This window comes from Delftia sp. Lp-1, from assembly GCF_020523835.1.
Lineage (GTDB): Bacteria > Pseudomonadota > Gammaproteobacteria > Burkholderiales > Burkholderiaceae_C > Comamonas > Comamonas acidovorans.
This window is the reverse complement of the sequence record NZ_JAJALJ010000001.1, coordinates 3,582,549-3,608,206: the sequence shown is the minus strand read 5'-3', so window position 1 is coordinate 3,608,206 and position 25,658 is coordinate 3,582,549. Positions and strand designations below refer to the sequence as shown.

Sequence of the window (25,658 nt, the reverse complement as noted above, 5' to 3'; positions counted from 1 at the left end):
CAGCGTTTGGTTCAGTACTCTTCGATACGGATGTAACCCCCGGTCCCTGGGCTGAAGCCGCCAGGGCCGTATGAGCCTCCCCCACCTGCGCCGTATCCCGTTGCATAGCCCAACGGTATCGAGCCGTAGAGGCCGTAGCACTGGCCTCCGCTGCCCATGGTCGAATTGCCGCCTTTGGCGAACGTGCCCGCTTCTCCCGTTTCAACGCCACCCGTCCCGACTTGAGGGGGAGGGGTGTAGCTGCGATCAGAAGACCCGCCGGCTCCGCCACTGACCGCGAGCGCGCCAAGTACAGTCCTTCCGCCTTGGGCTCCTGATGTGCCGCCACCTGCGCCCACTTGGTAGGCAGCTGTGGCGGTCAGGGCCATCCGCAAACGCAGTTCGTAGCCCGCAGATCCGCCTCCATTTTGGATGTGCTGCGAACCGGAGAGATATCCGGCTCCACCTGCACCGCCTGCGCCCACTAAGGTGATGTACTGATGCGTGCTTTCCGGCAGGAACGTGTGCGTCCCCGCCCCCGACGTGTACTCCGTCACTCTCAACGGCTTGCGCGAAGAAGCTTGAGCGGTATTCAAACTCGCCAGCGCGCTCTCGATCTGCGCCAGCTTCGTCGTCAGCGCAGTCGTCTGCGCCTGCACCGTGTTGACCTGACCCTGCAGCGCCTTGACGCCTGCATTCGTGATGGGATCGAAACTCATCCCTGTACCTCCGTGGCATTGACCGCCGACACGCGCCCTGCGGCCGATCAGTCGGGTTCGGCTATGGGTGTGTTTGTGGGCGCAGGCGCTTGATCTTCGGTGGAGATCTGCCAGCCTGTGCTTGTTCTGACGGAGCCGATCGCGCAGTCGCCTGCCACTGGCTCGATGCTGTCCCACAGTGATGGCTGGCGCGTCTGCAACTCGGCGATGAATTCCTCGTCTGCAACGATGATGTTGTGCACGCGGTCGGCCTTGATCAGTGCGAAATGCAGGTCCTGCTTACTCATTCGTACCACCAGACGCGTACAAAGCCGCTTCCACCATTGCCGCCATCGGCATGCTGACCGATCCCGGACGAACCGCCGCCTCCTCCGCCTCCGCCAGAGTTGGGGGCTGCGTGGCCTCCCCGTGTCGCGCTGCCGGCGACGCCTGTGCCTCCGGCGCCGCCACCGCTGTAGCCGGGATCTCCGGGCACGACGTTTCCGTAGTCCCCGGTCGAGCTATTGCCCATAGCCAGTCCGCCGATCACACCATCGGCGCCCGGCTGGGTAGCATTGCCTGTTCCCGAGCTGCCGAATCCTCCTGCGCCGCCGGGGCCACCATATCCACTGACGCCGAAAGAGCGGCCGGCAGCCGAGCCGCGCGGGGACGGGTCGCCGACACCTGTGGGACTTTTGAACTGACGCCCGCCCATGGCCAGCAGGTTTCCGAACGAGGTGTCTCCACCATTGGCGGCCTGGCTCAGATAGGCTGCAGTCTGTCCGCTTCCGCCTGCGCCGATGACTACGCTGGTAGGGCCGCCGACGCCGCCAATCTCGAAGCGCACCGCTCCACCGGCGCCTCCGCTGTTGCCGTTGTATCCCCCACGGGCTCCGCCTTGCCCGCCGCCAACGGCCAGTATGAATACCTGGCCGCCGTTGGCCAGTAGCTTGGCCGAAGGGTAGAAGTAGCCGCTGCTCCGGAACTCTGTGAACTTGAGCTTGCCGGACATGGCGGCCAGTACTTCGGCCTTGTGTCCCGCGGCTTCATTGCGGCCGGAGTCCACCTTCTGAGCGGCCTGCTGCACGCTGTCGGCAAGCCGGCGCAACTCGGCGTAGTTGACTGCGTCGAAACTCATCCCTGTACCTCCGTCGCATTGACCCCCGACACCCGCCCCGTGGCGGCGTCGTAGGCATAGGTTTCCGTGCGCACGCGCCCGCGGTAGCTGGTCTGCTGCTGGGAGACGCGGCCGGCGCCGTCGTAGCTGACGGCGGTGGTGGCGCTGAAGCCGTTGACGCTGCGCGTGATGCTGCTGATGCGGCCCTGGGCGTCGTAGCCGAAGCTTTCGCTGGTGGCGCCGTTCGCCGGGCCCAGCGCGAGGTGCTCTGGGTTGAGCTTGACGTTGACGCCGGCCACGCCGTTGACGCTGGCCACCTTGCCGGTGCTCAGCGACTGGACGGCGGTCTCCAGTTGCTCTATGCGGTGAGCCACCACGTCCATTGCGTCCTGCACGCCCTGGGAACTGGCCTTGGTGTCGATGAGCTGGCGCGCGTTGGTCAGCGCCTGGTCAACGTCCTGCACGGCCTGGCGCAGGCGCAGCACGTCGTCTTCCAGGCGGTTGTCGGGGTGGGGCAGGGGCCAGCCCTGCGCTGTCTTGTCGTCGTGCAATGTCATATCACGATGGCTCGCAGGTTGGTGACCTGGGGACGGGCGCCGTGGCTGCCCGTGAGGACCAGGCGGACACGCAGGCGCTCGGCGCTGATGCCGGTGAGGCGGTAGCTCAGCTCCAGCACGCCTGCGGTCTGGGGGCTGGTGCTCAGGTAGGGCACGTTGGTCCAGGCGCTGCTGCCTTCGGCCTGCATCTGCACGGCCAGGGCGCTGCCGGCGGGCAGCACAGCCTCGGCCACGACGTTGAGCGTGACGTTGGTGCCGGCGTTGATGGCGGGGCTGATGTAGTCGCCCGTGGCCTGCAGGCTGCCGGCCACCAGCTGCATGCCGGGCAGCAGGTGGGCCGCGTGGTTGGTGTTGCCAGAGAGCTTGGCACGCACGGCCACGTTGCCGCTGTAGCGGCTGGCCAGCTGCACGGCCTGGCCGGGTGCGGCCTCCAGCGTGCTGCCGTCTTCCAACTGCATGGCGAAGACCAGTTGTGCGTCGGCTGCGGGCAGCATGGCGCCGGCCTGGACCATGAGGTCGGTGGCGTCCTGCACGGCGATGCTGCCCAGCTCGATGGTGCGCGTGGTGGCCGTGTGTTCGGCCGCCAGCAGCTCGAAAGTCATGTCGCGTGTCTGGTGGGGCGTCCAGGTGCTGGCATTGCTGCTGGACAGCAGCACGCCCACGCTGTAGGGCTGGCTGGTGACCCACTGCGCGCGCGCCGCGTCCCAGCCGCCCAGCTCGGCCACGGCCAGGGAGGTGGTGGCGTCGTTGGTCAGCACGACGATGGCGTATTCCACGCCCGACTCCAGCAGCACCGGCGCCCATTGCGCCTGCGTGGGCTTGGCTGCGGCGATGTCGGCGTTGATCTGGGCCGGCTTGAGCACGCATTCGGCCAGGATGCTGCGCGAAGGCACGCCGCTGGTGACTTCACGCAGTTGCACCTGCACATCCTTGTCGCCCGCCGCAGCGAACCACAGGCGCGTGCCGCAGATCTCGCGCGTGGTGCCCAGGGTGAAGGTCTGCGCCAGCGGGTCGTAGAGCTGGACTGTGATCTTGGCCACGCTGCGCTCGAGCAACTGGCCCTGGCCTGTGAAGACGGCTTCGGCATGGCTGCCGGCGCGTCCCGTGAAGTGCACGCTCTTGGTGCCCGAGGGCACGCCCGCCGGGATCCTGAACGTGCCTTTGAGTCCCTGTGCCGTGGCCACGAGCGTGCCGCCCGTCAGAGGCTGGGGCGTGACGGGAATGCCATCGAAGATCAGCTCGGTGAGGGTTTCGCCCACCGGAAAATCCAGCCAGAACTGCACATCGATCTGGCGCAGCTTTTCCAGTGCCTTGGTGGATTCGGACAGCAGCCTTTCGGTTTCCGAAGGACGTGCCTGGCTGGGCGTCAGGCGCAGGATGATGGGGTTGGCCCATTGGGTCTGCACATCGGTCCAGTAGTCCACGGCCGGCGTCAGGGTGGCTGCGCTGGGCAGCACATCGAAGGCACCATAGGGATTGACCAGCATGGAGCCGGTTCGGCCCAACTGGTCGAGCACGACCACGGGCTGGTAGGGCGTGGTCTGGGGCGCGGTGATGTCGGTGCCGATCTGGTGCAGCTTGGCGTTCATGGGCAGCTGCAGCTGTCCGCCCAGGATATGGGCGCTCTGGCTGCGCCCCGCATCGCGCAGGCCGTTGTCCAGCATCGGATCCGCAAACAACCCCTTCTTGACCCCGCTGTGCCGCCCCGACACGTCCACCGACAGCCGCAGCTCGGCCAGGTCGGCGTAGATGGTCTGGATGTGGTCCTGGTAGGCCTTGAGGGTCTGCATGGGCACGACGCGCACGGCGTCCTGGTCCACGCGGCGGTTGCTGTCCCAGCTTTGGTAGACCGAGGCCAGGGCCAGGGTGCCGCTGGGTGCGGCCGGCACCTTGGGCGACCAGGCGGCGGGCACGCCGGGCACCCATTGCAGCTGGCCTTCGCTGTTGAGCACCAGGCGGTCGTAGCGGCGCAGCGCGTAGTGGTAGCTGACCAGTACCAGGGTGTCCTTGAGCGCGCCTTCCACGGTGAAGCCCGTGGAGTCCACGGCCGTGGGCGTGGCGTTGAGCATGTACTGGTAGGTGACCTGGTAGGTGCTGCCGGGAACGGGCTCGGCGCCCGAGGGGCTCCAGTCGATCTGGCCGCCGACCAGCTTCCAGTCCGTGCCCTGCACGTAGGTGGTGCCGGCCTGGACCACGCTGTCCACGGCCAGTACGGCGTTGTCGGGCAGCGGGTCGGCCGCGCCCGTGAAGCCGCCGTGCGTGAGCGTGACGGTCTTGCGCGCCTGCACGCGCACCTGGGGCGTACCCACGGCGGGCTGGCGGTCGAAGCGGATGCGCTGGGCGGCCGTGCCGGCCGAGGTGTGGGGCTCGCTGTCCACGAAGAACAGGTCTGGCTTGGCCTCGTAGACCAGGCGGCGGCTGGCACCCAGCTCCAGCGGATGGCCGTTGACGCGGGCGGCGCCCTCGCGCACGGTGTAGACCTGCTGGCCGGTGGCCAGGTCCTCGCCCATGATCACGTCCAGGCCGCGCACCACGTAGGTGCCTCCCGCGCTGTCGCGGTCATAGCGGGCCAGGGCCTGGGTGACGGCGTCGATGTTGGGCGGCGGCTCCTTGGGCATGACGGAGCCGTCGATGATGGTCCACACGGGATAGAAGGTGCCGGCCGTGCCGTCGCCCTGCGCACCCCAGACCAGGGTCACTCGCTCGCGCAGCGCACCGGGCTCGCCATAGCCGCGCGTGCCGGCGGCGGGGTTGAGCAGTTCGGAGTCCTGCAGCTCGGTGACGGTGTCGGTCTGCAGGTAGGCGCCCACGTAGACCGTGCCCACGGTGGCCACGGTGAGCGTGCCCGGCGTGATGCCGCGCACGGCGCCGGCCACGTAGAGCGCGCCGGCCTCGATGGTGGTGGCACCCGTGTCGGCGGAGGTGATGCACTGGCAGCCGCGGACGATGTCGCCCTCCTTGAACAGCACATCGGTGATGCCGCGCAGGCGGTGCTGCTGCATGCTCTGCAGCTCGTTGAGTTCGGCCGATTGCAGCACGCGGTCGGCCGCGAACTGCAGCCTGTCGTAGCGCTTGCCGGCGTCGAAGCGGTCGTAGATCTTGGTCTGGCTCATGGGGTGCCGTTCAGAAGGGGAGGATGATTTCTTCGACCTGGCGCACGCTGCCGCTGCGAAGGATCCGGGGGCGGCGCTCCAGCGTGTACAGCTCGCCCTTGCCTGTCAGCTGGCTGGCCAGCACCCAGCGCTGGCCGGGCGGCACTTCCGTGGCGACCTGGGTGCCGAAGAACACGCCCATCTCGCGCACGTCCTCGCCCTTGGCGTCGTCGAAGCCGAAGGCCGCGCGCAGGTAGACGAAGGTGGTGGGGGTGTCGCTGACGCTGTAGCGCGCGCCGCTGGGCAGCTCGATCTCGCCGTTGTCGTCGGGCCGCGCAAAGCGCACCTCGGTGACCAGGCGGCGGCCGATTTCGTCAACCAGGGCGTTGGCGGTGATGGGTTCGGGCTCGGGCGCGGCGTCCCAGGCGGGCAGGCCGCGGCCCCAGGCGATGTGGATGGTCTGGGCGGCGACGGCCTTGGCGAGGGCGATGCGGCCCGCTTGCTGCAGAACTGCCATGTTCAGGGTTCCTCGGGTTCTTCGGTGGTGGTGGTGCGGGTTTCGAAGGATCGGCGCCAGGGCGTGCTGTCCCAGCGTCCGGTCCAGGTACGGGTGTTGTCGTGCGGGCGCTCGGTGCTGGCCCAGGGGTGCAGGCTGGCCAGGGCCAGCGGTGCGGGCGCCGTCCAGGCGCTGTGGGTGGCCATGGCCTGGGCGGGAATGGGCCGCAGCGGCGCGTAGTAGGCGGGCTCGCCCGTGGTGGTGGCGTTGACTTCGGTGATGCCCAGGCTGGCGTCGATCAGGATCTCGCTGTCCAGCGTCCAGGCATCGAGCAGCATGCGGTCGGCATAGGTGGCGATGGTGGTGACGCGGAACAGCTGCGCTGTGAGCACGCCGTCCGAAGGCGGTGCCTCGGTGCCGGTGCGGCGGGGCAGGCCCTGGCTGAGCTTGACGGGTTCGCCATACGGCGACACATCGATCCAGGTGCCGCTGTCGTTGTCCAGCATGCCGGCGTCCAGGCCCGGGCCGTGGTCCAGCCGCAGCGGGCGCAGGTCGTGGCCGTGGAAGACGCGGTAAAAGCGCACGTGCGCCGGCAGGCTGGCGCGCACCACATGGGCCACGCTGGCCAGCTCTGCGTCGCCGATGATGCGGCCCAGGTCCAGGTGCAGCCAGGCACCATCCTCGTCGAGCTGCGCGCCGTCATATCCCAGCCAGCCCAGCGCACGCTGCATGGACGCGGCCGTGCCGCGCTCGCGCAGCCAGGGCAGGCCGTTGGCGATGAGGGCGGGTACGTCGTCAAAGTAGCGGTCGAACTGGGCGATGCCCCATTCGGCCGCCAGCCAGGGCAGAAAGGCCGCAGGCTCGCCATGGGCCGGCGCAGGAAAGGCGCCGGCCAGGCCGTCCCAATTCGGGACGACCTGGTCCACGGCCTTCTCCAGCGCCGTGGCGTTGGGCGGCAGCACGTGGCGGCGGGGCGCCGTCGGGACGATGGCGGCGGTGCTCATGCCTGCAGGCCCTCGTCCACCAGCTGGACGCGGCCCAGCACCGGGTATTCGTCGGCGGCCAGCGGCGTGAGCTCGGCCGGGGCCTGGGCGTCGGGGTAGGTGACGCGGGCAATGCCGTCCACATGCAGGCGCGTGGTGATCCACGAGCGCGGCACATCGCGGCCCAGCAGCGCGTAGGCCGCGATCTGGGCGGCCAGGCCGGCCTGCAGGCGCGCCACGATGTCCACGGGCGCACCGGGCTCGCGCAGCAGGTGCGCCGTGATGTCGATGGGGTGCGGGCGCGCCAGCGATACCGACACGGGTACGCCCAGCGGCCGCGCGCCTGGCGCATTGAGGGCCGACAGCACGATGGCCAGGGTCTCTTCGGCCTGTGCGGGCTCGACCAGCCACAGCTGCACGCTCACGCGGCCGGGCTGGGGCTGCGTGGCGATGGCGCTGTGCACATTGGCGCTGGCCGTCATGGCCAGGTGCTCGTAGTGTTCGGCCGTGCCGCTGCCGGCCAGGGCGCGCACGCGCAGCAGGATGCGCTGGCGGTAGCGTTCGTCGCTTTCGCCGGGCAGTCGGGCCACGTCATAGAAGGCGCCCTTGTGGTCCAGGTCCGAGCCCTGGGCGAACGCAATCAGGTGCGCACGCGCCGCATCATTGACGCGCGCCCGGTACAGCAGCTCGCGGTAGGCGTGCGCCTCCAGCAGCTTGTTGAGCGGCTCGCTCTCCAGCGCCAGGACCTCGGCGGCCTCGGGGTGGCGCGCCAGCAGATCGGCGCGGTGGGCGTCGAGGATGCGCTCGAAATCCAGCGTCTCGACGACGCCGGGCGGCGGCAGGGCGTCCAGTGCAGGGGTCATGTCTTGCTTCATGAAAGGGTGCGGGCAATGGGCATCTGCAGGCTCAGCGGGGCCGGGCGGCGCGTGTTGTTGAAGGTGCCGATCAGCGTCAGGTCGGCGCGCCCGGGTGTGGCCGGATCACGCTCGATCACGATGCGTGTCAGGCGGATGCGGGGCTCCCAGCGCATCAGCGCGCTGGCCACGGCGGCGCGCAGGCGTGCCTGGGTGGCGTTGTTGTCGGGCTGGTCCAGCAGCGCCGGGACCAGCGACCCATAGTCGCGGCGCATCACGCGTGAGCCGATGGGCGTGGACAGGATGTCGGCCACGCTCTGGCGCAGATGCTCCATGCCCTCGATGCGGCGGCCTGTGTGGCGGTTCATAGCGGCCCCTGCGTGATGGCGTCGCCCGCCCTGACGCCACCATGTCGGTGGCGCAGCAGGCTGATGGGGCCGGTGGTCACATCGGGCGCGCCGGCCAGGCCTTGCGCATTGACGGTGGCCGAACCGCCACCGGCCTGCAGGCTGATGCCTTGCTCGTCGATGCTGATCACCGAGTTGCCCACGCGCAGCGTGATGCCGTGGGCCACGTTGATGTTGAGACGGCCCGTGGTGCTGTCGTGCTCCATGAAATCGGTGGGGCTCCACTGCGTGTGGCACACCCCTTCGCGGTCGCTGGGCTGGGCTGCGGCACTGCTGTAGATGCCGGTCAGCGCCACGGCGCCCAGCAGGTCGCCGCCGGGCGACAGCAGCACGCACTGCTCGCCCACGGCCGGTGGCCACCAGACGCTGGCGTTCTCGCCCGCGGCGCGCAGGGCCAGCCAGGGAATCCAGTTGGTGGTCAGGTTGCCGGTCTTGACGCGGCAGCGCGCAGGGCGCGCATGGCGGACTGCGGCGATGGTGCCCGTGCGGATCAGCCCCTCCAGACGGCGGATGATCTCGTACGGGCTCTCGGTTTGTGCGACGGGCGAATCCATGGCGTTCATGGTGCCGGCCGGGCCCTTGCGTGTCGCCGTGTGCCGGGCGTGGCGCACGCCGCCACATGCAGCCCGGCATGCGGCCCGGCATGGAGCAGGGCCACGCCTCAGCGCGGGTCGTAGTTCCACTCGGCCACCTTCTCGCCGAACAGGAACAGCTCCCACAACTGGCGCTGCGCAATGTCGAGCTGGCCCGGCGGCTCGGGCTTGTAGATCAGGTCGAAGGCACCGGGGCTGCCCTCGCGCGGGCGCGCCAGCACGGCCTCCACCAGGTCGATCTCGATGGCGAGCTGCTGCGGCTGCGAGGCGGCTGCAGGGTCCGTGGAAGGAGGCGCAATGTCGAAGCGGATCGCCTGCTCGCGCCTTTCGGCATGGTCGAACAGGTCGGGCTGGTGGCGCCGCGCCCAGACCAGCAGCGGCACGGTCACGGCATCGATGCTGCCGGTGAAGTCCGCAATCACCAGGCTCAGCGTGTAGCGGTATTCCCAGGAAAGGGACGGCGTGCCCGTGTTGACCACACGGCCCCTCTGGATGGTGAAACGGATGTTCCCCGGCGACTGTTGCAGCTGGGGCAGGGCAGCGACGAGTGCATCGCGCAGGCTAGCGGGCTTGAGCATGGCGTGGGTCCTGGGTCATGGCGCTGGTCAGCGCGAGTCCGGCGTCGTAGGCGCGCTCGCAGGCGCTGCCTCGGTGGCGGGCGTCGTCAGCAATGCGCGCCAGCGCTCCCGCTCGCTCGTCAGCGCGGCGCTGCAGCTCGGCGAGCAGATCGAGGGCTGCGGTGTCTGGCGCGCACTGTCCGGCAGTGGCGCGAGCCTGGGCGGCGGCACGGTGGGCGGTGAGGTAGCTGGCGAGGTCGCCGCGCAGCCGGCCAGCAGCAGCGCGGGCAGCATCGGCATCCGCCGCAGCGCGCGCCAGGGCCAGGTCCGTGTCGCGTGCAAGAAAGTCGAGGCGTTCACGGTAGGCTCCTTCCCGTTGTCGATAGCGTTCGGATGCGTGCAGCGCGGCGGTGGCAGCGGCCTGGCGGTCGGTCGCCAGATCCGTGCGTGCCTGCGCCGCATCGCGCTCGGCACCCAGCCGCGCCAGCGACTGCCAGACCAGCAGCGCCGCCAGCAGCAGGGCCAGCAACTGCCAGGCATGGGTTTGCAGGCGGTCCATCAAGGCTGGACCTCCATGCAGGCCGCGTGGCGCGCCTGCTGGCGTGTCCACACGCCGCGGCACACCTTGTTGCCGGGTGCCGAGCAGTCAAAGCGCCAGCGCGTGGGCCGGCCTGCGCCATCCCATCGATAGGCACTGAAGCCCTGCAAAGGCTGGCTGCTGGTCATGAATCGCCAAGCCAGGTAGGACTGGCAGGCGCCGGCGTAGTCGCCAGCCCGTGTCCTGGCCAGCATCGAGGAGCTGCGCCAGGCCCCGCAGCCGTACTGGCCTGCGAAGTCCACCGCCTGGGCGAACTCGGCCGGGTGCATCCGCGTGTCACCCAGCGAATCGCGCACGCAGGCGCCGTACTGCTGCTCCAGCAGGTTGATGGCCAGCTCGCGCGCCCTTTCGCGGGTGATGGGCGGGTCGGCCAGGGTCACGCGTGTGCCGTCCTCGTAGCGCGTGGCGCCATGGCCGATGGTGGGCACATCGCCGCGAACCGGGATGATCGGATCTGCGCTGAAGCCTTCTGCGGCAATCCAGGCCGCGAGAATGGCCGCGCCAATGCCCAGGCCTGCCGCTGGCATGCGCGCTGTGCTCATGGGGCCGCTCCGGTGTCTGTGGCGGTCGAAGACGCCTTCCTGCGCGCGGCGTCCTCGGCCTGGCGCGCGCGCCGGTCCTCGCGTTCATTGCGCCAGCGCCACAGCAGATACGCGGCCTGCAGCAGCACGTAGACGATGGTCAGCGCGGTGGCGGTATGGGTCATGGTCCAGCCATTGGCCACGTTAGCGGCCACGACGGTGACGGGAGGCGCGGCCTTGGCGCCTTCCAGGGCGGCGGTCCTGACGATGGTTTCTCGGTCCATGTCAATCCCAGAAACTGATCAGGGGCAGGCTGGGGGCCTGGGCGGGTTCGGTCAGCTCGACGGCCAGGCCAGCGGGCAGATGGGGACCGTGGGCCGACAGGCCCGGGTTGCGCTCCAGCGTGGCTTCCACCACGCCGCGCGTGGCGCCCAGCTGGCGCATGCACAGCTCGTCCAGCGTTTCGTATTCACGGGCAATGGCCAGCATCAGGCGCGCTCCCTGTGTGCATGGTCGGCGGGAGCGGCGGCACGGGCCGGCGGCGGTATCGCCTGATCCGGCGCGGGAAAGGGAATGGCAAGACTCACTGAAGCTCCTCGTGGGCCGGCCCGCGCGGACCTGTTCCTGGTGCACCCGCCATGCGTGTGGCTGCGGATGCCGGGAACGCCTCAGGCCACCGGATCGCGGTGGCACCGGGCAGGCGGTAGGCCGGGTCCGGCGCGCGGGCCGGGTATGAATGCCATGTTTGCCGACGGGAGCAGGCCCGGCAATCGCTGCAACCTGTGCGCGCTGCGGGCACGCCAGCGGCCATGCCGAACGCAGAAATGACAAGACCCCGCAGGGCGGGGTCTTGTCATGGTGGGGGTGAGAGGGTCTAGCAGCGCTTGCTGCCAACTACCTGGCTGCGATGCAGATGGTCGGACAGGTCACCCGCCGCCGCGCTGAGCTTGCGTGACACGGGCAGCAGCAATGCGGTAATGGCCGAGGCGTGCACGGCCGTGCCCCGGGCTGCAGCCAGCAGCTCGCAGATGGCGGCCACTTGCTCGCTGGCGCTTTCCACATCGTCCCTGACCGTCTCAATCTGGTGCTGCATCGCGTCTTCTTTCTACTGTATGCACATACAGTATAGGTCGAATGACCAGATGTTTCAATTTGACGTGACCCTTTTTCATCTGCTGATTGGCGATGACTGGCAGAGCCTTTGGTCGGGCTGCGCGCATGTTGGGTTGGCGTGTGCCGGGCGGCCTCGAAAGCTTTTTATTGGCCCGCACGGATCCCGCGCAGTGAATGCAAGTAATTGTTTTTGAATGATTGACGACCCGCCCCCCGCGCACCACGCACCAACGCCGCTCAACTGCGGCGAACACTGCTCAAGCCCGCTTCCTTTAGAGGAGGCGCATTGGCCAGGCGGATTGCGGGATTCCCCTGCAAGAGCGCGCGTCTGGAAGGCAAAACCGCCTCGTTTATAATGTCCGGCTTCGCTTACATCACGGGTTGAGCGAACCATGTGCGGTCCCCAGCGGCCAGGTGCATGTGATGTAAGCCCTTGAAATCTGAGGTGCCGCGCGGCCGACTGGCTTGGCTCGCGTCGCACCGTGACTTTTGCGCAATACGGTGCGGGCTGTACAGCAGCCGGCACGGTCCAATCCCTCATAGGAACAAACATGGCCGTTACTGTTGAAACCCTTGAAAAGCTCGAGCGCAAGATCACGCTGAGCCTGCCCCTGAACTCCATCCAGAGCGAAGTGGAAAACCGTCTGAAGCAGGTGGCGCGCACCGTGAAGATGGACGGCTTCCGTCCCGGCAAGGTGCCGATGAGCGTGGTGGCCCAGCGTTATGGCTACTCGGTGCAGTACGAAGTGCTCAACGACAAGGTTGGCGAGGCTTTTGCACAGGCCGTCAACGAAGCCAAGCTGCGCGTGGCTGGCCAGCCCCGCATCTCCGAAAAGGAAGGCGCTCCCGAGGGCGAGGCCCAGTTCGAAGCCATCTTCGAAGTGATGCCTGAAGTCAAGATCGGTGACCTGACCTCGGCCGAAGTCGAGAAGCTGACCGCCGAAGTGGACGACGCCGCCATCGACAAGACCGTGGACATCCTGCGCAAGCAGCGCCGCACTTTCGCACAGCGCGCCCAGGCCGATGTGGCCGTGGACGGCGACCGCGTGACCGTGGACTTCGAAGGCAAGATCGACGGCGAGACCTTCTCCGGCGGCAAGGCTGAAGACTTCCAGTTCCTGGTCGGCGAAGGCCAGATGCTCAAGGAATTCGAAGACGCAGTGCGCGGCATGAAGGCTGGCGAGTCCAAGACCTTTCCGCTGGCATTCCCCGCCGACTACCACGGCAAGGACGTGGCCGGCAAGACCGCTGATTTCCTGGTGACGGTCAAGAAGATCGAAGCCGCCAACCTGCCCGAAGTGGACGAGGCTTTTGCCAAGGCACTGGGCGTGGCTGAAGGCACGGTCGAAGGCCTGCGCGCCGACATCAAGAAGAACCTGGAGCGTGAAGTCAAGTTCCGCGTCCAGGGCCGCAACAAGCAGGCCGTGATGGACGCCCTGGTGTCCAAGGCCGAGCTGGAACTGCCCAAGGCTTCGGTGCAGGCTGAAGTCGCACGTCTGCTGGAAGGCGCCCGCGCCGAGCTGCAGCAGCGCGGCATCAAGGACGCCGAGAAGGCCGAGATCCCTGAAGACGTGTTCCTGCCCCAAGCCGAGCGCCGCGTGCGCCTGGGCCTGGTGGTGGCCGAGCTGGTGCGCGCCAACGAGCTGCACGCCACGCCCGACCAGATCAAGGCCCACGTGGAAGAGCTGGCCGCCAGCTACGAAAAGCCCGAAGACGTGGCACGCTGGTACTTCGGCGACCGCCAACGCCTGGCTGAAGTCGAAGCCGTTGTCATCGAAAACAACGTGACCGAGTTCGTGCTGGGCAAGGCCAAGGTCTCCGACAAGGCCGTGTCCTTCGACGAACTGATGGGCCAGGCCTGAGGGTTTGAGCACCGCCTGCCTGCCGCTTCGTGAGATCGGCGGGCGGGTTGGCATCTGCGGGGCTTGTGCTTTGGCGCACAAGCCCCATTTTCTTTCCGGATACGGCTAAAGTAGCCCCCTAGTACTGGAGAAAACATGAGCGCATTGGAAACTCAGGGTTTGGGCATGATCCCAATGGTCATCGAACAGTCCGGCCGCGGAGAGCGGTCGTACGACATCTACTCGCGCCTGCTCAAGGACCGGGTGATCTTCCTGGTGGGGCCTGTCAATGACCAGACGGCCAACCTCGTCGTGGCCCAGCTGCTGTTCCTTGAAAGCGAAAACCCCGACAAGGACATTTCGTTCTACATCAACAGCCCTGGCGGCTCCGTGAGCGCCGGCCTGGCCATCTTCGACACGATGAACTTCATCAAGCCCGATGTGTCCACGCTGTGCACCGGCATCGCAGCCAGCATGGGCGCCTTCCTGCTGGCCGCTGGCACCAAGGGCAAGCGCTTTGCGCTGCCCAACTCCCAGGTCATGATCCACCAGCCGCTGGGCGGCATGCAGGGTCAGGCCACCGAGATCGAGATCCACGCACGCGAGATCCTCAAGACCCGCGAGCGCCTGAACAAGATCCTGGCCGAGCGCACGGGTCAGCCGCTGGAAAAGATCCAGCACGACACCGAGCGCGACTACTTCCTGTCCGCCGAGGAAGCCAAGGACTATGGCCTGGTCGATCAGGTGATCAACAAGCGCTCCTGAAGTCCGGAGGCTGCATGAGAATGGGCGGCGTTTTCCCCCTACGGAAAACGCCGCTTTCCATTTGGTTATCATCCTTTTCCATATTTCTGTAACAAGGCACCGACCCCATGGCCGAGAAAAAAGGCTCCTCCAGCGAAAAAAACCTTTATTGCACCTTCTGCGGCAAGAGCCAGCATGAGGTCAAGAAGCTGATCGCGGGTCCGTCAGTCTTTATCTGCGACGAGTGCATTGATCTCTGCAACGAGATCATCCGCGACGAGCAGCCCAGCACCGAGGCCAAGGACGGCCGAGGCGACCTGCCCACGCCCGCCGAAATCAAGGCCAACCTTGACAACTACGTAATCGGCCAGGACCTGCCCAAGCGCACGCTGGCTGTCGCCGTATACAACCACTACAAGCGCCTGCGTCACAAGGACAAGGCCGGCAAGGACGAGATTGAGCTGGCCAAGAGCAACATCCTGCTCATCGGTCCCACGGGCTCCGGCAAGACGCTGCTGGCGCAGACGCTGGCGCGCATGCTCAACGTTCCCTTCGTCATGGCCGATGCCACCACGCTGACCGAAGCCGGCTACGTGGGCGAGGACGTCGAGAACATCATCCAGAAGCTGCTGCAAAGCTGCGAGTACGACGTTGAGCGTGCACAGCGCGGCATCGTCTACATCGACGAGATCGACAAGATCTCGCGCAAGTCCGACAACCCCAGCATCACGCGCGACGTGTCTGGCGAGGGCGTGCAGCAGGCCCTGCTCAAGCTCATCGAAGGCACCATGGCCAGCGTCCCTCCGCAAGGCGGCCGCAAGCATCCGAACCAGGACTTCCTGCAGATCGACACGACCAACATCCTGTTCATCTGCGGCGGCGCGTTCGCGGGCCTGGAGAAGGTCATCGAGAACCGCACCGAGGCGTCTGGCATCGGCTTTGGCGCCACGGTCAAGAGCAAGAAGCAGCGTTCCATCTCGGAAGTGTTCCAGGAGATCGAGCCTGAAGACCTGATCAAGTTCGGCATCATCCCCGAGCTGGTCGGCCGCATGCCCGTGGTCACGGCTCTGGCCGAACTGGGCGAAGACGCCCTGGTGCAGATCCTGACCGAGCCCAAGAACGCCCTGGTCAAGCAGTACAGCAAGCTGCTGGCCATGGAAGGCGTGGAGCTGGAGATCCGGCCTGCCGCGCTCAAGGCCATCGCCCGCAAGGCGCTGGCGCGCAAGACGGGTGCCCGTGGCCTGCGCTCCATCCTGGAGCAATCGCTGATCGGCACCATGTACGAGCTGCCCAATGCCGACAATGTCGAAAAGGTAGTGGTGGACGAGTCCACCATCGAAGACGGAAAGGCGCCGCTGCTGGTTTACCGCGAAGCGGCCAAGAAGGCCTGATGCGCCGCCGCCTGCAAAGGTCCGGCAGCGCAAGTCCCTGCGTCCCGAAATCCTTTCGGGCCGCAGGGTTGAAATACACCGGTGTGCGGACCATCTTCCGCTGACAAACCGAGGATTCCCATGTCAGGACATACCCCTTTGCCTTCCACCCCCCTAGACCTGGCGCTGCTGCCGCTGCGCGATGTGGTCGTGTTCCCCCACATGGTGATCCCGCTGTTCGTGGGGCGCGCCAAGAGCATCAAGGCGCTGGAGCTGGCCATGGAGGGCGACCGCCGCATCATGCTGGTGGCCCAGAAGACCGCCTCCAAGGACGAGCCCACGGCCGCTGACATGTTCGATGTCGGCTGCGTCTCCACCATCCTGCAGATGCTCAAGCTGCCCGACGGCACGGTCAAGGTGCTGGTCGAAGGCCAGCAGCGCGCGCTGGTCAAGCAGGTCATGGATGAAGAGACCCACTTCGTGGGCTCCGTCGTGCCCGTGGCGCCCGAGGCCGAAACGCACAAGCCCAGCGAGATCGAGGCCCTGCGCCGCGCCGTGACGCAGCAGTTCGACCAGTACGTCAAGCTCAACAAGAAGATCCCGCCCGAGATCCTCACCTCCATCGCCAGCATCGACGATGCCGGCCGCCTGGCCGACACCATTGCCGCGCACCTGCCGCTCAAGCTTGAGAACAAGCAGGCCGTGCTCGATCTGGTGGACATCAAGGAGCGCCTGGAAAACCTCTTCGAGCAACTGGACCGCGAAGTCGACATCCTCAACGTTGACAAGCGCATCCGCGGCCGCGTCAAGCGCCAGATGGAGAAGAACCAGCGCGACTTCTACCTGAACGAGCAGGTCAAGGCCATCCAGAAGGAACTGGGCGAGGGCGAAGACGGCGCTGACATCGAAGAGATCGAGAAGAAGATCAAGCTGGCCCGCATGCCCGCCGAGGCGCGCAAGAAGGCCGAGGCTGAGCTCAAGAAGCTCAAGCTCATGTCGCCCATGTCGGCCGAAGCCACCGTGGTGCGCAACTACATCGATGTGCTCACGGGCCTGCCCTGGAGCAAGAAAACCAAGATCAAGCACGACCTTGCCAATGCCGAGGACGTGCTCAATGCCGACCACTTCGGCCTCGAAAAGGTCAAGGACCGCATCCTTGAATATCTTGCTGTGCAGCAGCGTGTGGACAAGGTCAAGGCGCCCATCCTGTGCCTGGTCGGACCTCCGGGCGTGGGCAAGACTTCGCTGGGCCAGTCCATCGCCAAGGCCACGGGCCGCAAGTACGTGCGCATGGCGCTGGGCGGCATGCGTGACGAGGCGGAAATCCGCGGCCACCGCCGCACCTACATCGGCGCCATGCCGGGCAAGGTGCTGCAAAGCCTGGACAAGGTCGGCACGCGCAACCCGCTGTTCCTGCTGGACGAAATCGACAAGCTCGGAATGGACTTCCGTGGCGACCCGTCGAGTGCCCTGCTGGAAGTGCTGGACCCCGAGCAGAACCACACCTTCGGCGATCACTACGTCGAGGTGGACTTCGACCTCAGCGACGTGATGTTCGTGGCGACCTCCAACTCCATGAACATCCCGCCGGCGCTGCTGGACCGCATGGAAGTGATCCGCCTGTCGGGTTACACCGAGGACGAAAAGGTCAACATCGCCATCCGCTACCTGCTGCCCAAGCAACTCACCAACAACGGTGTGAAGGACGGCGAAATGCAGGTCGAAGAGTCCGCCATCCGCGACATCGTGCGCTACTACACGCGTGAAGCCGGCGTGCGCTCGCTGGAACGCGAGCTCTCCAAGATCTGCCGCAAGGTAGTCAAGGGACTGCAGCTCAAGAAGCTGGAGCCCACCGTCGTCGTCAATGCCGACAACCTCACCGACTACCTGGGTGTGCGCAAGTACAGCTACGGCCGGGCCGAGCACAACAACCAGGTCGGCCAGGTCGTGGGCCTGGCATGGACCGAGGTCGGCGGCGATCTGCTGACCATCGAGGCCGCCATCATGCCCGGCAAGGGCGTGATCTCGCGCACCGGCTCGCTGGGCGACGTGATGAAGGAGTCCGTGGAAGCCGCCCGCACCGTGGTGCGCAGCCGCTCGCGCATGCTCGGCATCAAGGACGAGGCCTTCGAGAAGAAGGACATCCACGTGCACGTGCCCGATGGCGCCACGCCCAAGGACGGCCCCAGCGCGGGTGCGGCCATGACGACGGCCTTCGTCTCTGCGCTGACCGGTATCCCGGTGCGTGCCGATGTCGCCATGACCGGCGAAATCACGCTGCGCGGTGAGGTCACTGCCATCGGCGGTCTCAAGGAAAAGCTGCTGGCGGCCCTGCGTGGCGGCATCAAGACGGTGCTGATCCCCGAAGAGAACGTCAAGGACCTCCAGGAGATCCCCGACAACGTCAAGAGCGGCCTGGAAATCATCCCCGTCAAGTGGATCGACCAGGTCCTCAAGGTGGCGCTGGAGCGTGTGCCCGAGCCCTTGTCCGAAGAGGAGGCCGCAGCGCCGCCGCCAGCGGAATCCAAGCCTGTGGAGCCAGCCGTCAAGCACTGAAGATGAAAAAATGTAGCGTTTTTCCTGAACCCTCCAAGAACTACGCTACAATTCATTCCATCGCAGCAAACGACGTTGTAGAATGTCAGGCTTCGGTAGAAATGCGGGAATAGCTCAGTTGGTAGAGCGCAACCTTGCCAAGGTTGAGGTCGACGGTTCGAACCCGTTTTCCCGCTCCAGATTTTGAACATGCCTTCGGGTGTGTTCGGTTCTGGTGGCGGTTGGCTGCCAGAATGGATGATTCAAGCGGGAATAGCTCAGTTGGTAGAGCGCAACCTTGCCAAGGTTGAGGTCGACGGTTCGAACCCGTTTTCCCGCTCCAGTTTTGGATGTGCCTAGTGCACATCCGATTCAGGTGACGGTTGGTTGCTTGAATTTTTTGCGGGAATAGCTCAGTTGGTAGAGCGCAACCTTGCCAAGGTTGAGGTCGACGGTTCGAACCCGTTTTCCCGCTCCATTTTTAAAAACTGCAGCAGTGCTGCATGTTTGATAGTGATCTTGGCGCGATAGCAAAGCGGTTATGCCCCGGATTGCAAATCCGGTTAGACCAGTTCGACTCTGGTTCGCGCCTCCAAAAATTCATTGCAGACACAGTGTTCAAAAGGCCCCTCGGGGCCTTTTTCTTTTTCTGCATCACGGATCGTTGTTCGTCCTTGGTGCCATGTCTCCACAGTGGCCTCGACTTGGCTGGCGCATCTTCTTCTCTTCCGATTCAGTGCCGTGGCAGTGCTTCACGCTCTGTGCATCGACAGCATGGCTGCATGCCTGTTTTGGTCATCCATTGCTGATCTGGTGAATTTAATTGTTTCCATTTGTTTTGAATGGACGGCCGTCATTGAAATTTGGCATTGCTTATCCATTGAGAAATTGCAAGAAATTGCAAATGGGTTGTCATTGCCGGTAGATTGAATTGGCGGGTCGTGGATATGATGCGCGCTTCATTTATCGGGAAGGGTTATGAAGATCAAGTTATTGACGGCGATTGTTGCCAGCGGCGTGGTGCTGGCGGGCTGTAAAACCATGGAGTCTGCCGATGTGGGCGGGTTGCTGGATTCGGGCTCCACGGCCATGAAGGCCATGACGCTCACGGATGACGACGTGGTCACGCTGTCCAATGATTCCTGCGCAGCCATGGATGCCCAGAACAAGGTGGCAGATGCAAAGAGCAAGTACACGCTGCGGCTGAACAAGGTGATTGCCGGCATGCCGCAGGCTGTCAATGGGAAGAAGGCTGTCTACAAGGTCTATATGACGCAGGACATGAATGCCTGGGCCATGGCCAATGGCTGCATCCGTGTCTACAGCGGGCTGATGGATCTGATGAACGATGACGAGCTGCGTGGCGTGATTGGCCATGAAATCGGGCACGTGGCACTGGGTCACAGCAAGAAGCGCATGCAGACGGCCTATGCGGCTTCGGCTGCACGCTCTATTGCGGCCAATAGCGGCAATTCGGCGCTGGCCTCGCTGTCGCGTTCGCAGGCGGGTGATCTGGGTGAAAAGTTCATCAATGCCCAGTTCTCGCAGTCGCAGGAGTCGGCGGCTGATGACTACTCCTTCGATCTGCTCACGGAAAAGAAGATGAGCCGCCAGGGGCTGGTCACATCGTTCCAGAAGCTGGCCAAGCTCAGCGCTGGCAGCGGCGGCAGCTCCATCCTGAGCTCCCATCCGCCGTCTGAACAGCGGGCCAAGCGCATGCAGGATCGCATCGACGGCAAGTAGGCGTCGACGGTGAAGCAGCCTGCCGCCGCAAGGTGCAAGGCAGGCTGCGATCTGCCTTGATGCAGATTTTTTGCGGGCTTCTTCCGAAGCACCAAAAATCTGCGCTAGAATTCAAGTCTGCTCTGTGAAGCACACAGCTTTACAGATACGCGGGAATAGCTCAGTTGGTAGAGCGCAACCTTGCCAAGGTTGAGGTCGACGGTTCGAACCCGTTTTCCCGCTCCAATTCAGAAAAAAGGGAAGCGGTAACGCTTCCCTTTTTCGTTGGTGCTGCAGTTGCAGGTGTGAGCAGTTCGCGCTGACCTGTGACGCTGCGGTGCAGGGCCCCGATGGTGAAATTGGTAGACACTGCGGACTTAAAATCCGCCGCTTCCGAACAGGGGCGTGCCGGTTCGATCCCGGCTCGGGGCACCACAACCCAATACGGACTAGGCATTGTTGCTATCTTTACGGTAGCGGATTGAAGCAGCCAAGGCGCCTGCTGTTCCGCAAATTCAGGCGTCGGGCCGCAATGTGCATCGACGGTCCTGCCCGCTTGCTGCGCTGCACGGTGTCCATGCCTTGCCAAGTCCTTGCCCGTTGGCATAACGTGCGAGAATCCATTCATCAGGCCCCGGGCTGCTTGCCTGGATGGCGCGGCTCGGGCAGACAGTGATGGCTATGCCTGCATGCGTTCCGTTGACGTTGATCGTGGCACATGGTGCGGCGTGACAGGTGTGGCCAAACTCATCCCAGACGAGAACATGTCGAATTACAACGCTCCATTTGAAATCCACGTGCACGGCCAAGTGCTGCTGCGCCCCGACACGACCTACGAGCAGTTGCAGGAAGCGCTGGGTCCGCTGTGGAAGTATGCGGGGGCCCGTTCCCTGGCCGATGGCGCTGGCAGCGTCTATGAGGAAGAGCCAGGCATCCAGTTCGATACCAAGGAGCGCCTGCTCCAGGTGTGCTGGACCGTGCGTGGTGACGAGGATTTCCGCCAGTCGCTGGACGACATGTGCATGGGCATCAACGAGCTGGCCGAGCAGGGCGCGGCCATCGAGGTGACCTTCTACGACACCGAGTTCGACGAGGAAGAGGAGTCCGAAGAGGCCGAGTCGCGCGACGACTTCGTCATGCTCTTCGTTGGTCCGACGCCTGCGGCCATCATGCAGGTGCAGCGCGATCTGCTGGTGCAGGACGTGGTCAACCTGATGGAGCGCCATTTCGACGGCTCCGAGCTGGGTGGCGTGGTGCAGGAGATCGACAAGCTCTTCTCCCAGCGCTTCGACGCCCTGGTCAGCTCGCTGGAGATCGGCAAGCCGCCGCGCGGCATGGGCGGATCGGGTTCGGGCCACGGCGGCAACCGCCGCCCCCGCCACCTGCATTGAGCGCAAGGCGCTGCCCCGCGCAGCGTACAGCCATGGCGGCACAGGCGAGCACGCCCAAGTATTCCGGAGCAGTCACCGAGACCGTACGCCGCCAGCGCGAGCAGCGGCGCGAGGTGGCCGGTGGCGCGCTGCCTCTTCCCTACCTGTCCGCCTACCCGGCCGCGCTGCAGTCACAGGTGCGTGGCTGGCTGGCCGATGACAAGGCCGAGGCCTGGCTGCTGCGCAAGCATCCCGAGGCCCATGCCGTGCGCACGGACAAGAGCCTCTATGACTACGTGGATGGCCTCAAGGGCCGGCACATGCGCAATGCCGGCACGCTGAACAAGGTGGCCTACGACGGCCGCATCCATGTGGTCCACAACGCCCTGGGCCTGCACACGCGCCGCACCGTGGTGCAGGGAAGCCGCCTCAATGCCCGGCATGAGATCCGCATCGGCGCACTGTTCAAGCAGGCGCCCGAGGCTTTCTTGCGCATGATCGTCGTCCACGAGCTGTCCCATCTGCGCGAGCCCGACCACGACAAGGCCTTCTACCAGCTGTGCACCCACATGGAGCCCGACTACCACCAGCTGGAGTTCGAACTGCGCCTGTACCTGAGCTGGATGGACCACTCGGGCCGGCGCCTGTGGCAGGCGCAGCCCTGAGTCAAGCGGCCGTGGGGACGGCGCTGGATTCGCCGACCTGAACGGACGAGCAGCATTGCGCGGGCAGCTCCAGCCAGCGCGATGCGGCCGATTGCAGGGCCTGCAGCGATCCCGTGGTCATCAGCTGGACCTGGCCCTCTGCCGCTGGCAAGGGGCCTGATTCGCTGGCCAGGGTGCCCAGGCGATCCAGCACGCGCCGCGTCTGGCGTGCCACCGGAGCGCCGGTGTCGATGAACTGGATGTCCGGCCCCAGCAGCGTGCGCAACTGCTCGCGGGCGAATATGTAGTGGGTGCAGCCCAGCACCAGGGAATCCATCTCGCCCGTCTTCTGTCCGAAGCTGCCCAGGGCATTCACGTACCTGGCGCACAGTTGCGCGACCTCGGTGGCCATTGGATCGGCGGGAACGGGTTGCTCCGTGCTTTCCTCGATGGCCTTGGCCAGTCCGTCGCAGGGCTGGACATGGAATTGCACGCGCTGGCCATGGTCGGCCACCAGTCGTGCAAAGCGTGCGCTGCTCACCGTGCCGCGTGTGGCGATCACGCCCACATGGCCGGTCTGGCTCGACAGCGAAGCGGGCTTGATGGCGGGCTCCACGCCGATCAGGGGCAGTTCGGGCATTTCGGCGCGCAGCATGTCCACGGCCGCTGCCGTGGCCGTGTTGCAGGCGATCACCAGCACCTTGATCTGGTGCTGCTCGCGCAGATGGCGCGCAATGGTGCGCGTGCGCTGCTGCACGAAGGCATCGCCGCGTGCGTCGCCATAGGGTGCATTGCCGCTGTCGGCCAGGTAGACGAAGCGCTCATGCGGCAGTTCATGGCGCAGCGCCTGCAGCACGCTGAGGCCGCCGATGCCGCTGTCGAAGACGCCGATGGGAGAGGCCGGGGAGGTCATTTGGAGATCCGGATAGAGGCTTTTGGAGGCGGCGCCCAGTATGCCCGCTCGGGCGCGTTCATGCTGCGGCCATGGCTTGCTGCTGCAGCCATTGGGCATGTGTCAGGCGATACAGGCAATGCCTGCGCAGCGCATGGCCTGCCGGCACCTCCGGATGGTCGAAGTCATGGGCGTCGCGCTCCATGCCCAGGCGCTGCATCACCGCTTGCGAACGCAGGTTGGACAGCGCGGTGAACGAGACGATGGACTCCAGATGCAACGCGCCGAAGCCGTGCTCCAGCGCCGCCCGTGCGCCTTCGCTGGCCAGGCCCTGGCCCCAGAAAGGCCGGGCGAGCCGCCAGCCGATTTCCACGCAGGGCGAGAACGGCAAAGACGCGGCGGGAGTATGCAGTCCGATGAAGCCCATGAACTCGCCGCTGGCAAGGTGCTCTGCCGCCCAGAAGCCCCAGCCGCGTTCCTCGATCAGTGCCTGGATCCTGTCTGCCATGGCATCGCTTTGTTCACGGCTGAGCAGTGCAGGAAAGTGCTCCATGACCTGTGGATCGGCATTCAGCGCGGCAAAGGGCTGTCGGTCGCCGGTCCGCCACTGGCGCAGTATCAGGCGCGGTGTCCGCAGGGTCGCTACAGGGGAATGTGTGGTGGTCATGGTTGGAGAGGGCGCTGCAGTACCAGCAGATACGCGGCTGCATGGCCGTGGAAGGAGTGGGGGATGAAGCCTGCCTCGCCTGCCAGCTTTTCCACGCTGGTGCGGCGCTGGAAATGCGGGTCGAAGACCAGTTCGGCCACGGCCAGCAGGCCACCGGGACGCAGGCTCTGGAAGATATCGGCCAGCGCGGCCTGGCGGTCCGGGATCTCTCCCAGCACGGCGGCCATCACGGCGCGGTCGTGCTGCTCGGCTGCGAGCTGCCCCTGGCCCAGCGCAGCCGCCTGGGTGCGCACATTCTCCAGCCCCTGGGCGCGTGCCTTGGCCGCCACCTGTTCAAGCATGGCCGGCTGCAGGTCCACGGCCAGCACCTGTCCCTGCGCGCCAACGGCACGCGCCAATGGCAGGGTGACGCGGCCCGGGCCGCAGCCGGCATCCAGCACCTTCATGCCTGGCTGGATCTGCAGTTGCCCGACGATGAAGGCGGCCTTGTTGCTGGCCGCGAAGGGGTTGTCAAGCTCGACCATCCAGCGCAGCCAGGACGGGCAGGGCAGGACATGGCGGCGGGAGGACAGGCGCCAGGCCAGACTGGTCACGGCCAGCAGGGCGATGAGGACGAGCGCGATGGTCATGTTGAATGGGCTGTGTTGCAGGCAGCGGGCAGTCTGTCACAAATGCCCGCACCAATGAAAAGACCGCCCGAAGGCGGTCCCTTTGCGCTTGGCGCCGGCTTCAGGCCGAGGCGATCTCAATGGTCTTGAACTCGCCGGATGCGATGCGCTTTTGCCATTCGGCAGGGCCCGTGATGTGGGCGCTGGTGCCACCGGCATCCACGGCCACGGTCACGGGCATGTCCACCACGTCGAATTCGTAGATGGCTTCCATGCCCAGGTCCTCGAAGCCCACGACCTTGGCGTTCTTGATGGCCTTGGACACCAGGTAGGCGGCGCCGCCCACGGCCATCAGGTAGGCCGACTTGTGGTTCTTGATGGACTCGATGGCCACCGGGCCGCGCTCGGCCTTGCCGATCATGGCGATCAGGCCGGTCTGCTCCAGCATCATGTCGGTGAACTTGTCCATGCGGGTGGCCGTGGTTGGGCCTGCGGGGCCCACGGCTTCGTCCTTGACCGGGTCCACGGGGCCGACGTAGTAGATCACGCGGTTGGTGAAGTCCACGGGCAGCTTCTCGCCCTTGGCCAGCATGTCCTGGATGCGCTTGTGGGCGGCATCGCGGCCCGTGAGCATCTTGCCGTTGAGCAGCAGGGTGTCGCCGGGCTTCCAGCTGGCCACTTCTTCCTTGGTCAGGGCGTTGAGGTCCACGCGGCGCGACTTGTTGTAGTCAGGCTCCCAGTCGATCTTGGGCCATAGGTCCAGCGAGGGTGCGTCCATGTAGACCGCGCCGGAGCCGTCCATCACGAAGTGCGCGTGGCGCGTGGCCGCGCAGTTGGGGATCATGGCCACGGGCTTGGAGGCCGCGTGCGTGGGGTACATCTTGATCTTGATGTCCAGCACGGTGGCCAGGCCGCCCAGGCCTTGCGCGCCGATGCCCAGGGCGTTGACCTTCTCGTACAGCTCCAGGCGCAGTTCCTCGACCTGGTCGAGCTTTTCTCCGCGCGCGGCCTTGGCCTGCAGCTCGTACATGTCCAGGTCTTCCATCAGGCTTTCCTTGGCCAGCAGCACGGCCTTCTCGGCGGTGCCGCCGATGCCGATGCCCAGCATGCCCGGCGGGCACCAGCCCGCGCCCATGGTCGGAACGGTCTTGAGCACCCAGTCCACCAGGTTGTCGCTGGGGTTCATCATGATCATCTTGGACTTGTTCTCCGAGCCGCCGCCCTTGGCGGCCACGGTCACGTCCAGCTTGTCGCCGGGCACGATCTGCACGTTGATGACGGCAGGCGTGTTGTCCTTGGTGTTCTTGCGCGCGAACAGCGGATCGGCCACGACCGAGGCACGCAGCGTGTTCTCGGGGTGGTTGTAGCCGCGGCGTACGCCTTCGTTGATGGCGTCTTCCAGGCCGCCCGTGAAGCCTTCCCAGCGCACGTCCATGCCCACCTTCAGGAACACGTTGACGATGCCGGTGTCCTGGCAGATCGGGCGGTGGCCGGTGGCCGACATCTTGGAGTTGGTCAGGATCTGGGCCATCGCGTCCTTGGCCGCCGGGCTCTGCTCGCGTTCGTAGGCGCGGGCCAGGTGGGCGATGTAGTCGGCGGGGTGGTAGTAGCTGATGTACTGCAGGGCGCCTGCGATCGAATCGATCAGGTCCTGCTGGCGGATCGTGGTGGTCATCGGTGGGGTGTCTTTTTGATCGGGG

Annotated in this window: 28 protein-coding genes and 6 tRNA genes; 14 read left to right on the top strand and 20 right to left on the bottom strand. The window is 65.8% G+C overall.

Going from position 1 to position 25,658, the window contains the following annotated elements:
• Window positions 1–11: 11 nt before the first annotated feature.
• From LGR64_RS16295 to LGR64_RS16220, 16 genes are all read right to left on the bottom strand, one after another.
• Complete coding sequence (locus tag LGR64_RS16295) at window positions 12–698, bottom strand: hypothetical protein (protein ID WP_230356101.1); 687 nt, start codon at window positions 696–698, stop codon at window positions 12–14.
• Window positions 699–745: 47 nt separating this feature from the next.
• Window positions 746–985, bottom strand: coding sequence for a hypothetical protein (locus LGR64_RS16290; protein WP_230356100.1), 240 nt, complete (start codon window positions 983–985; stop codon window positions 746–748).
• On the bottom strand, window positions 982–1,815 hold the full coding sequence (locus LGR64_RS16285) for a glycine-rich domain-containing protein (RefSeq protein ID WP_012204513.1): 834 nt from the start codon (window positions 1,813–1,815) through the stop codon (window positions 982–984). Before LGR64_RS16285 ends, LGR64_RS16290 begins: the two co-directional genes overlap by 4 nt.
• Window positions 1,812–2,351, bottom strand: coding sequence for a hypothetical protein (locus tag LGR64_RS16280; protein ID WP_230356098.1), 540 nt, complete (start codon window positions 2,349–2,351; stop codon window positions 1,812–1,814). Before LGR64_RS16280 ends, LGR64_RS16285 begins: the two co-directional genes overlap by 4 nt.
• Window positions 2,348–5,464: a DUF4815 domain-containing protein gene (locus tag LGR64_RS16275; RefSeq protein ID WP_230356097.1), complete on the bottom strand. Its 3,117-nt coding sequence runs from the start codon at window positions 5,462–5,464 to the stop codon at window positions 2,348–2,350. Before LGR64_RS16275 ends, LGR64_RS16280 begins: the two co-directional genes overlap by 4 nt.
• A 10-nt stretch (window positions 5,465–5,474) precedes the next feature.
• A complete protein-coding gene (locus LGR64_RS16270; protein ID WP_230356096.1) occupies window positions 5,475–5,960 on the bottom strand; it encodes a hypothetical protein in 486 nt (161 codons plus the stop codon).
• 2 nt (window positions 5,961–5,962) lie between these two features.
• Window positions 5,963–6,943: a phage tail protein gene (locus LGR64_RS16265; RefSeq protein ID WP_141833969.1), complete on the bottom strand. Its 981-nt coding sequence runs from the start codon at window positions 6,941–6,943 to the stop codon at window positions 5,963–5,965.
• Window positions 6,940–7,785 carry a baseplate assembly protein gene (locus LGR64_RS16260; RefSeq protein WP_224986493.1) on the bottom strand — a complete coding sequence of 282 codons (846 nt, stop codon included), beginning with the start codon at window positions 7,783–7,785 and terminating at the stop codon, window positions 6,940–6,942. Before LGR64_RS16260 ends, LGR64_RS16265 begins: the two co-directional genes overlap by 4 nt.
• Before the next feature lie 8 nt (window positions 7,786–7,793).
• Window positions 7,794–8,144 (bottom strand): GPW/gp25 family protein, encoded by a 351-nt coding sequence (locus LGR64_RS16255; RefSeq protein WP_180317590.1) that lies wholly within the window; start codon window positions 8,142–8,144, stop codon window positions 7,794–7,796.
• Window positions 8,141–8,746: a phage baseplate assembly protein V gene (locus LGR64_RS16250; RefSeq protein ID WP_016445080.1), complete on the bottom strand. Its 606-nt coding sequence runs from the start codon at window positions 8,744–8,746 to the stop codon at window positions 8,141–8,143. Before LGR64_RS16250 ends, LGR64_RS16255 begins: the two co-directional genes overlap by 4 nt.
• Before the next feature lie 98 nt (window positions 8,747–8,844).
• Complete coding sequence (locus LGR64_RS16245; protein ID WP_046239913.1) at window positions 8,845–9,354, bottom strand: phage tail protein; 510 nt, start codon at window positions 9,352–9,354, stop codon at window positions 8,845–8,847.
• Window positions 9,338–9,892: a DUF2514 family protein gene (locus tag LGR64_RS16240; protein ID WP_230356095.1), complete on the bottom strand. Its 555-nt coding sequence runs from the start codon at window positions 9,890–9,892 to the stop codon at window positions 9,338–9,340. The genes LGR64_RS16245 and LGR64_RS16240 overlap by 17 nt, the downstream gene beginning before the upstream one ends.
• Window positions 9,892–10,473 carry a glycoside hydrolase family protein gene (locus LGR64_RS16235; RefSeq protein ID WP_230356094.1) on the bottom strand — a complete coding sequence of 194 codons (582 nt, stop codon included), beginning with the start codon at window positions 10,471–10,473 and terminating at the stop codon, window positions 9,892–9,894. Before LGR64_RS16235 ends, LGR64_RS16240 begins: the two co-directional genes overlap by 1 nt.
• Entirely contained in the window at window positions 10,470–10,736 is a 267-nt protein-coding gene (locus LGR64_RS16230; protein ID WP_012204524.1) for a hypothetical protein, read from the bottom strand. Before LGR64_RS16230 ends, LGR64_RS16235 begins: the two co-directional genes overlap by 4 nt.
• Window position 10,737: 1 nt before the next feature.
• The gene (locus tag LGR64_RS16225) at window positions 10,738–10,941 is read right to left on the bottom strand and encodes a tail protein X (protein ID WP_043824232.1); all 204 of its coding nucleotides are present in this window, start codon (window positions 10,939–10,941) and stop codon (window positions 10,738–10,740) included.
• Window positions 10,942–11,326: 385 nt separating this feature from the next.
• Complete coding sequence (locus LGR64_RS16220) at window positions 11,327–11,545, bottom strand: hypothetical protein (protein WP_012204526.1); 219 nt, start codon at window positions 11,543–11,545, stop codon at window positions 11,327–11,329.
• Between the two features lie 571 nt (window positions 11,546–12,116).
• Between LGR64_RS16220 and tig the strand changes: the two genes are divergently transcribed.
• The 14 genes from tig to LGR64_RS16150 all read left to right on the top strand — a co-directional run bounded on the left by tig (window position 12,117) and on the right by LGR64_RS16150 (window position 21,812).
• On the top strand, window positions 12,117–13,427 hold the full coding sequence (gene tig, locus LGR64_RS16215) for a trigger factor (RefSeq protein WP_012204528.1): 1,311 nt from the start codon (window positions 12,117–12,119) through the stop codon (window positions 13,425–13,427).
• A gap of 135 nt (window positions 13,428–13,562) precedes the next feature.
• Complete coding sequence (clpP, locus tag LGR64_RS16210) at window positions 13,563–14,171, top strand: ATP-dependent Clp endopeptidase proteolytic subunit ClpP (RefSeq protein ID WP_012204529.1); 609 nt, start codon at window positions 13,563–13,565, stop codon at window positions 14,169–14,171.
• A gap of 107 nt (window positions 14,172–14,278) precedes the next feature.
• Window positions 14,279–15,541, top strand: a complete 1,263-nt coding sequence (clpX, locus tag LGR64_RS16205) for an ATP-dependent Clp protease ATP-binding subunit ClpX (RefSeq protein ID WP_012204530.1) — start codon at window positions 14,279–14,281, stop codon at window positions 15,539–15,541.
• 120 nt (window positions 15,542–15,661) lie between these two features.
• On the top strand, window positions 15,662–18,076 hold the full coding sequence (gene lon, locus LGR64_RS16200; RefSeq protein WP_141833950.1) for an endopeptidase La: 2,415 nt from the start codon (window positions 15,662–15,664) through the stop codon (window positions 18,074–18,076).
• Between the two features lie 103 nt (window positions 18,077–18,179).
• A tRNA-Gly gene (locus LGR64_RS16195) sits at window positions 18,180–18,255 on the top strand.
• Between the two features lie 67 nt (window positions 18,256–18,322).
• Window positions 18,323–18,398, top strand: a tRNA-Gly gene (locus LGR64_RS16190).
• A 59-nt stretch (window positions 18,399–18,457) separates the two neighbouring features.
• Window positions 18,458–18,533 (top strand) — tRNA-Gly (locus LGR64_RS16185).
• Between the two features lie 43 nt (window positions 18,534–18,576).
• Window positions 18,577–18,650, top strand: a tRNA-Cys gene (locus LGR64_RS16180).
• Window positions 18,651–18,796: 146 nt separating this feature from the next.
• Window positions 18,797–18,985 carry a hypothetical protein gene (locus LGR64_RS16175; protein ID WP_155294197.1) on the top strand — a complete coding sequence of 63 codons (189 nt, stop codon included), beginning with the start codon at window positions 18,797–18,799 and terminating at the stop codon, window positions 18,983–18,985.
• A gap of 48 nt (window positions 18,986–19,033) precedes the next feature.
• Window positions 19,034–19,798, top strand: a complete 765-nt coding sequence (locus tag LGR64_RS16170; RefSeq protein ID WP_230356093.1) for a M48 family metalloprotease — start codon at window positions 19,034–19,036, stop codon at window positions 19,796–19,798.
• Between the two features lie 149 nt (window positions 19,799–19,947).
• Window positions 19,948–20,023 (top strand) — tRNA-Gly (locus LGR64_RS16165).
• Window positions 20,024–20,121: 98 nt separating this feature from the next.
• Window positions 20,122–20,212 (top strand) — tRNA-Leu (locus LGR64_RS16160).
• A gap of 329 nt (window positions 20,213–20,541) precedes the next feature.
• A complete protein-coding gene (locus tag LGR64_RS16155) occupies window positions 20,542–21,168 on the top strand; it encodes a DUF6806 family protein (RefSeq protein WP_013803265.1) in 627 nt (208 codons plus the stop codon).
• 32 nt (window positions 21,169–21,200) lie between these two features.
• The gene (locus LGR64_RS16150) at window positions 21,201–21,812 is read left to right on the top strand and encodes a M48 metallopeptidase family protein (RefSeq protein WP_230356092.1); all 612 of its coding nucleotides are present in this window, start codon (window positions 21,201–21,203) and stop codon (window positions 21,810–21,812) included.
• Between the two features lies 1 nt (window position 21,813).
• Here LGR64_RS16150 and murI read toward each other — a convergent pair whose 3' ends face one another.
• From murI to LGR64_RS16130, 4 genes are all read right to left on the bottom strand, one after another.
• Window positions 21,814–22,704, bottom strand: a complete 891-nt coding sequence (gene murI / locus LGR64_RS16145; RefSeq protein WP_230356091.1) for a glutamate racemase — start codon at window positions 22,702–22,704, stop codon at window positions 21,814–21,816.
• Between the two features lie 58 nt (window positions 22,705–22,762).
• Window positions 22,763–23,350 carry a GNAT family N-acetyltransferase gene (locus LGR64_RS16140; protein ID WP_088165322.1) on the bottom strand — a complete coding sequence of 196 codons (588 nt, stop codon included), beginning with the start codon at window positions 23,348–23,350 and terminating at the stop codon, window positions 22,763–22,765.
• Window positions 23,347–23,979 (bottom strand): class I SAM-dependent methyltransferase, encoded by a 633-nt coding sequence (locus LGR64_RS16135; protein WP_063326648.1) that lies wholly within the window; start codon window positions 23,977–23,979, stop codon window positions 23,347–23,349. Before LGR64_RS16135 ends, LGR64_RS16140 begins: the two co-directional genes overlap by 4 nt.
• Before the next feature lie 100 nt (window positions 23,980–24,079).
• Window positions 24,080–25,633 (bottom strand): fumarate hydratase, encoded by a 1,554-nt coding sequence (locus LGR64_RS16130; protein ID WP_034391754.1) that lies wholly within the window; start codon window positions 25,631–25,633, stop codon window positions 24,080–24,082.
• Window positions 25,634–25,658: the final 25 nt, after the last annotated feature.

Coding starts and splice junctions, on each gene's coding strand:
- LGR64_RS16295 (WP_230356101.1), bottom strand. CDS start 698: ATGAGTTTCGATCCCATCACGAATGCAGGCGTCAAGGCGCTGCAGGGT.
- LGR64_RS16290 (WP_230356100.1), bottom strand. CDS start 985: ATGAGTAAGCAGGACCTGCATTTCGCACTGATCAAGGCCGACCGCGTG.
- LGR64_RS16285 (WP_012204513.1), bottom strand. CDS start 1,815: ATGAGTTTCGACGCAGTCAACTACGCCGAGTTGCGCCGGCTTGCCGAC.
- LGR64_RS16280 (WP_230356098.1), bottom strand. CDS start 2,351: ATGACATTGCACGACGACAAGACAGCGCAGGGCTGGCCCCTGCCCCAC.
- LGR64_RS16275 (WP_230356097.1), bottom strand. CDS start 5,464: ATGAGCCAGACCAAGATCTACGACCGCTTCGACGCCGGCAAGCGCTAC.
- LGR64_RS16270 (WP_230356096.1), bottom strand. CDS start 5,960: ATGGCAGTTCTGCAGCAAGCGGGCCGCATCGCCCTCGCCAAGGCCGTC.
- LGR64_RS16265 (WP_141833969.1), bottom strand. CDS start 6,943: ATGAGCACCGCCGCCATCGTCCCGACGGCGCCCCGCCGCCACGTGCTG.
- LGR64_RS16260 (WP_224986493.1), bottom strand. CDS start 7,785: ATGACCCCTGCACTGGACGCCCTGCCGCCGCCCGGCGTCGTCGAGACG.
- LGR64_RS16255 (WP_180317590.1), bottom strand. CDS start 8,144: ATGAACCGCCACACAGGCCGCCGCATCGAGGGCATGGAGCATCTGCGC.
- LGR64_RS16250 (WP_016445080.1), bottom strand. CDS start 8,746: ATGAACGCCATGGATTCGCCCGTCGCACAAACCGAGAGCCCGTACGAG.
- LGR64_RS16245 (WP_046239913.1), bottom strand. CDS start 9,354: ATGCTCAAGCCCGCTAGCCTGCGCGATGCACTCGTCGCTGCCCTGCCC.
- LGR64_RS16240 (WP_230356095.1), bottom strand. CDS start 9,892: ATGGACCGCCTGCAAACCCATGCCTGGCAGTTGCTGGCCCTGCTGCTG.
- LGR64_RS16235 (WP_230356094.1), bottom strand. CDS start 10,473: ATGAGCACAGCGCGCATGCCAGCGGCAGGCCTGGGCATTGGCGCGGCC.
- LGR64_RS16230 (WP_012204524.1), bottom strand. CDS start 10,736: ATGGACCGAGAAACCATCGTCAGGACCGCCGCCCTGGAAGGCGCCAAG.
- LGR64_RS16225 (WP_043824232.1), bottom strand. CDS start 10,941: ATGCTGGCCATTGCCCGTGAATACGAAACGCTGGACGAGCTGTGCATG.
- LGR64_RS16220 (WP_012204526.1), bottom strand. CDS start 11,545: ATGCAGCACCAGATTGAGACGGTCAGGGACGATGTGGAAAGCGCCAGC.
- tig (WP_012204528.1), top strand. CDS start 12,117: ATGGCCGTTACTGTTGAAACCCTTGAAAAGCTCGAGCGCAAGATCACG.
- clpP (WP_012204529.1), top strand. CDS start 13,563: ATGAGCGCATTGGAAACTCAGGGTTTGGGCATGATCCCAATGGTCATC.
- clpX (WP_012204530.1), top strand. CDS start 14,279: ATGGCCGAGAAAAAAGGCTCCTCCAGCGAAAAAAACCTTTATTGCACC.
- lon (WP_141833950.1), top strand. CDS start 15,662: ATGTCAGGACATACCCCTTTGCCTTCCACCCCCCTAGACCTGGCGCTG.
- LGR64_RS16170 (WP_230356093.1), top strand. CDS start 19,034: ATGAAGATCAAGTTATTGACGGCGATTGTTGCCAGCGGCGTGGTGCTG.
- LGR64_RS16155 (WP_013803265.1), top strand. CDS start 20,542: ATGTCGAATTACAACGCTCCATTTGAAATCCACGTGCACGGCCAAGTG.
- LGR64_RS16150 (WP_230356092.1), top strand. CDS start 21,201: ATGGCGGCACAGGCGAGCACGCCCAAGTATTCCGGAGCAGTCACCGAG.
- murI (WP_230356091.1), bottom strand. CDS start 22,704: ATGACCTCCCCGGCCTCTCCCATCGGCGTCTTCGACAGCGGCATCGGC.
- LGR64_RS16140 (WP_088165322.1), bottom strand. CDS start 23,350: ATGACCACCACACATTCCCCTGTAGCGACCCTGCGGACACCGCGCCTG.
- LGR64_RS16135 (WP_063326648.1), bottom strand. CDS start 23,979: ATGACCATCGCGCTCGTCCTCATCGCCCTGCTGGCCGTGACCAGTCTG.
- LGR64_RS16130 (WP_034391754.1), bottom strand. CDS start 25,633: ATGACCACCACGATCCGCCAGCAGGACCTGATCGATTCGATCGCAGGC.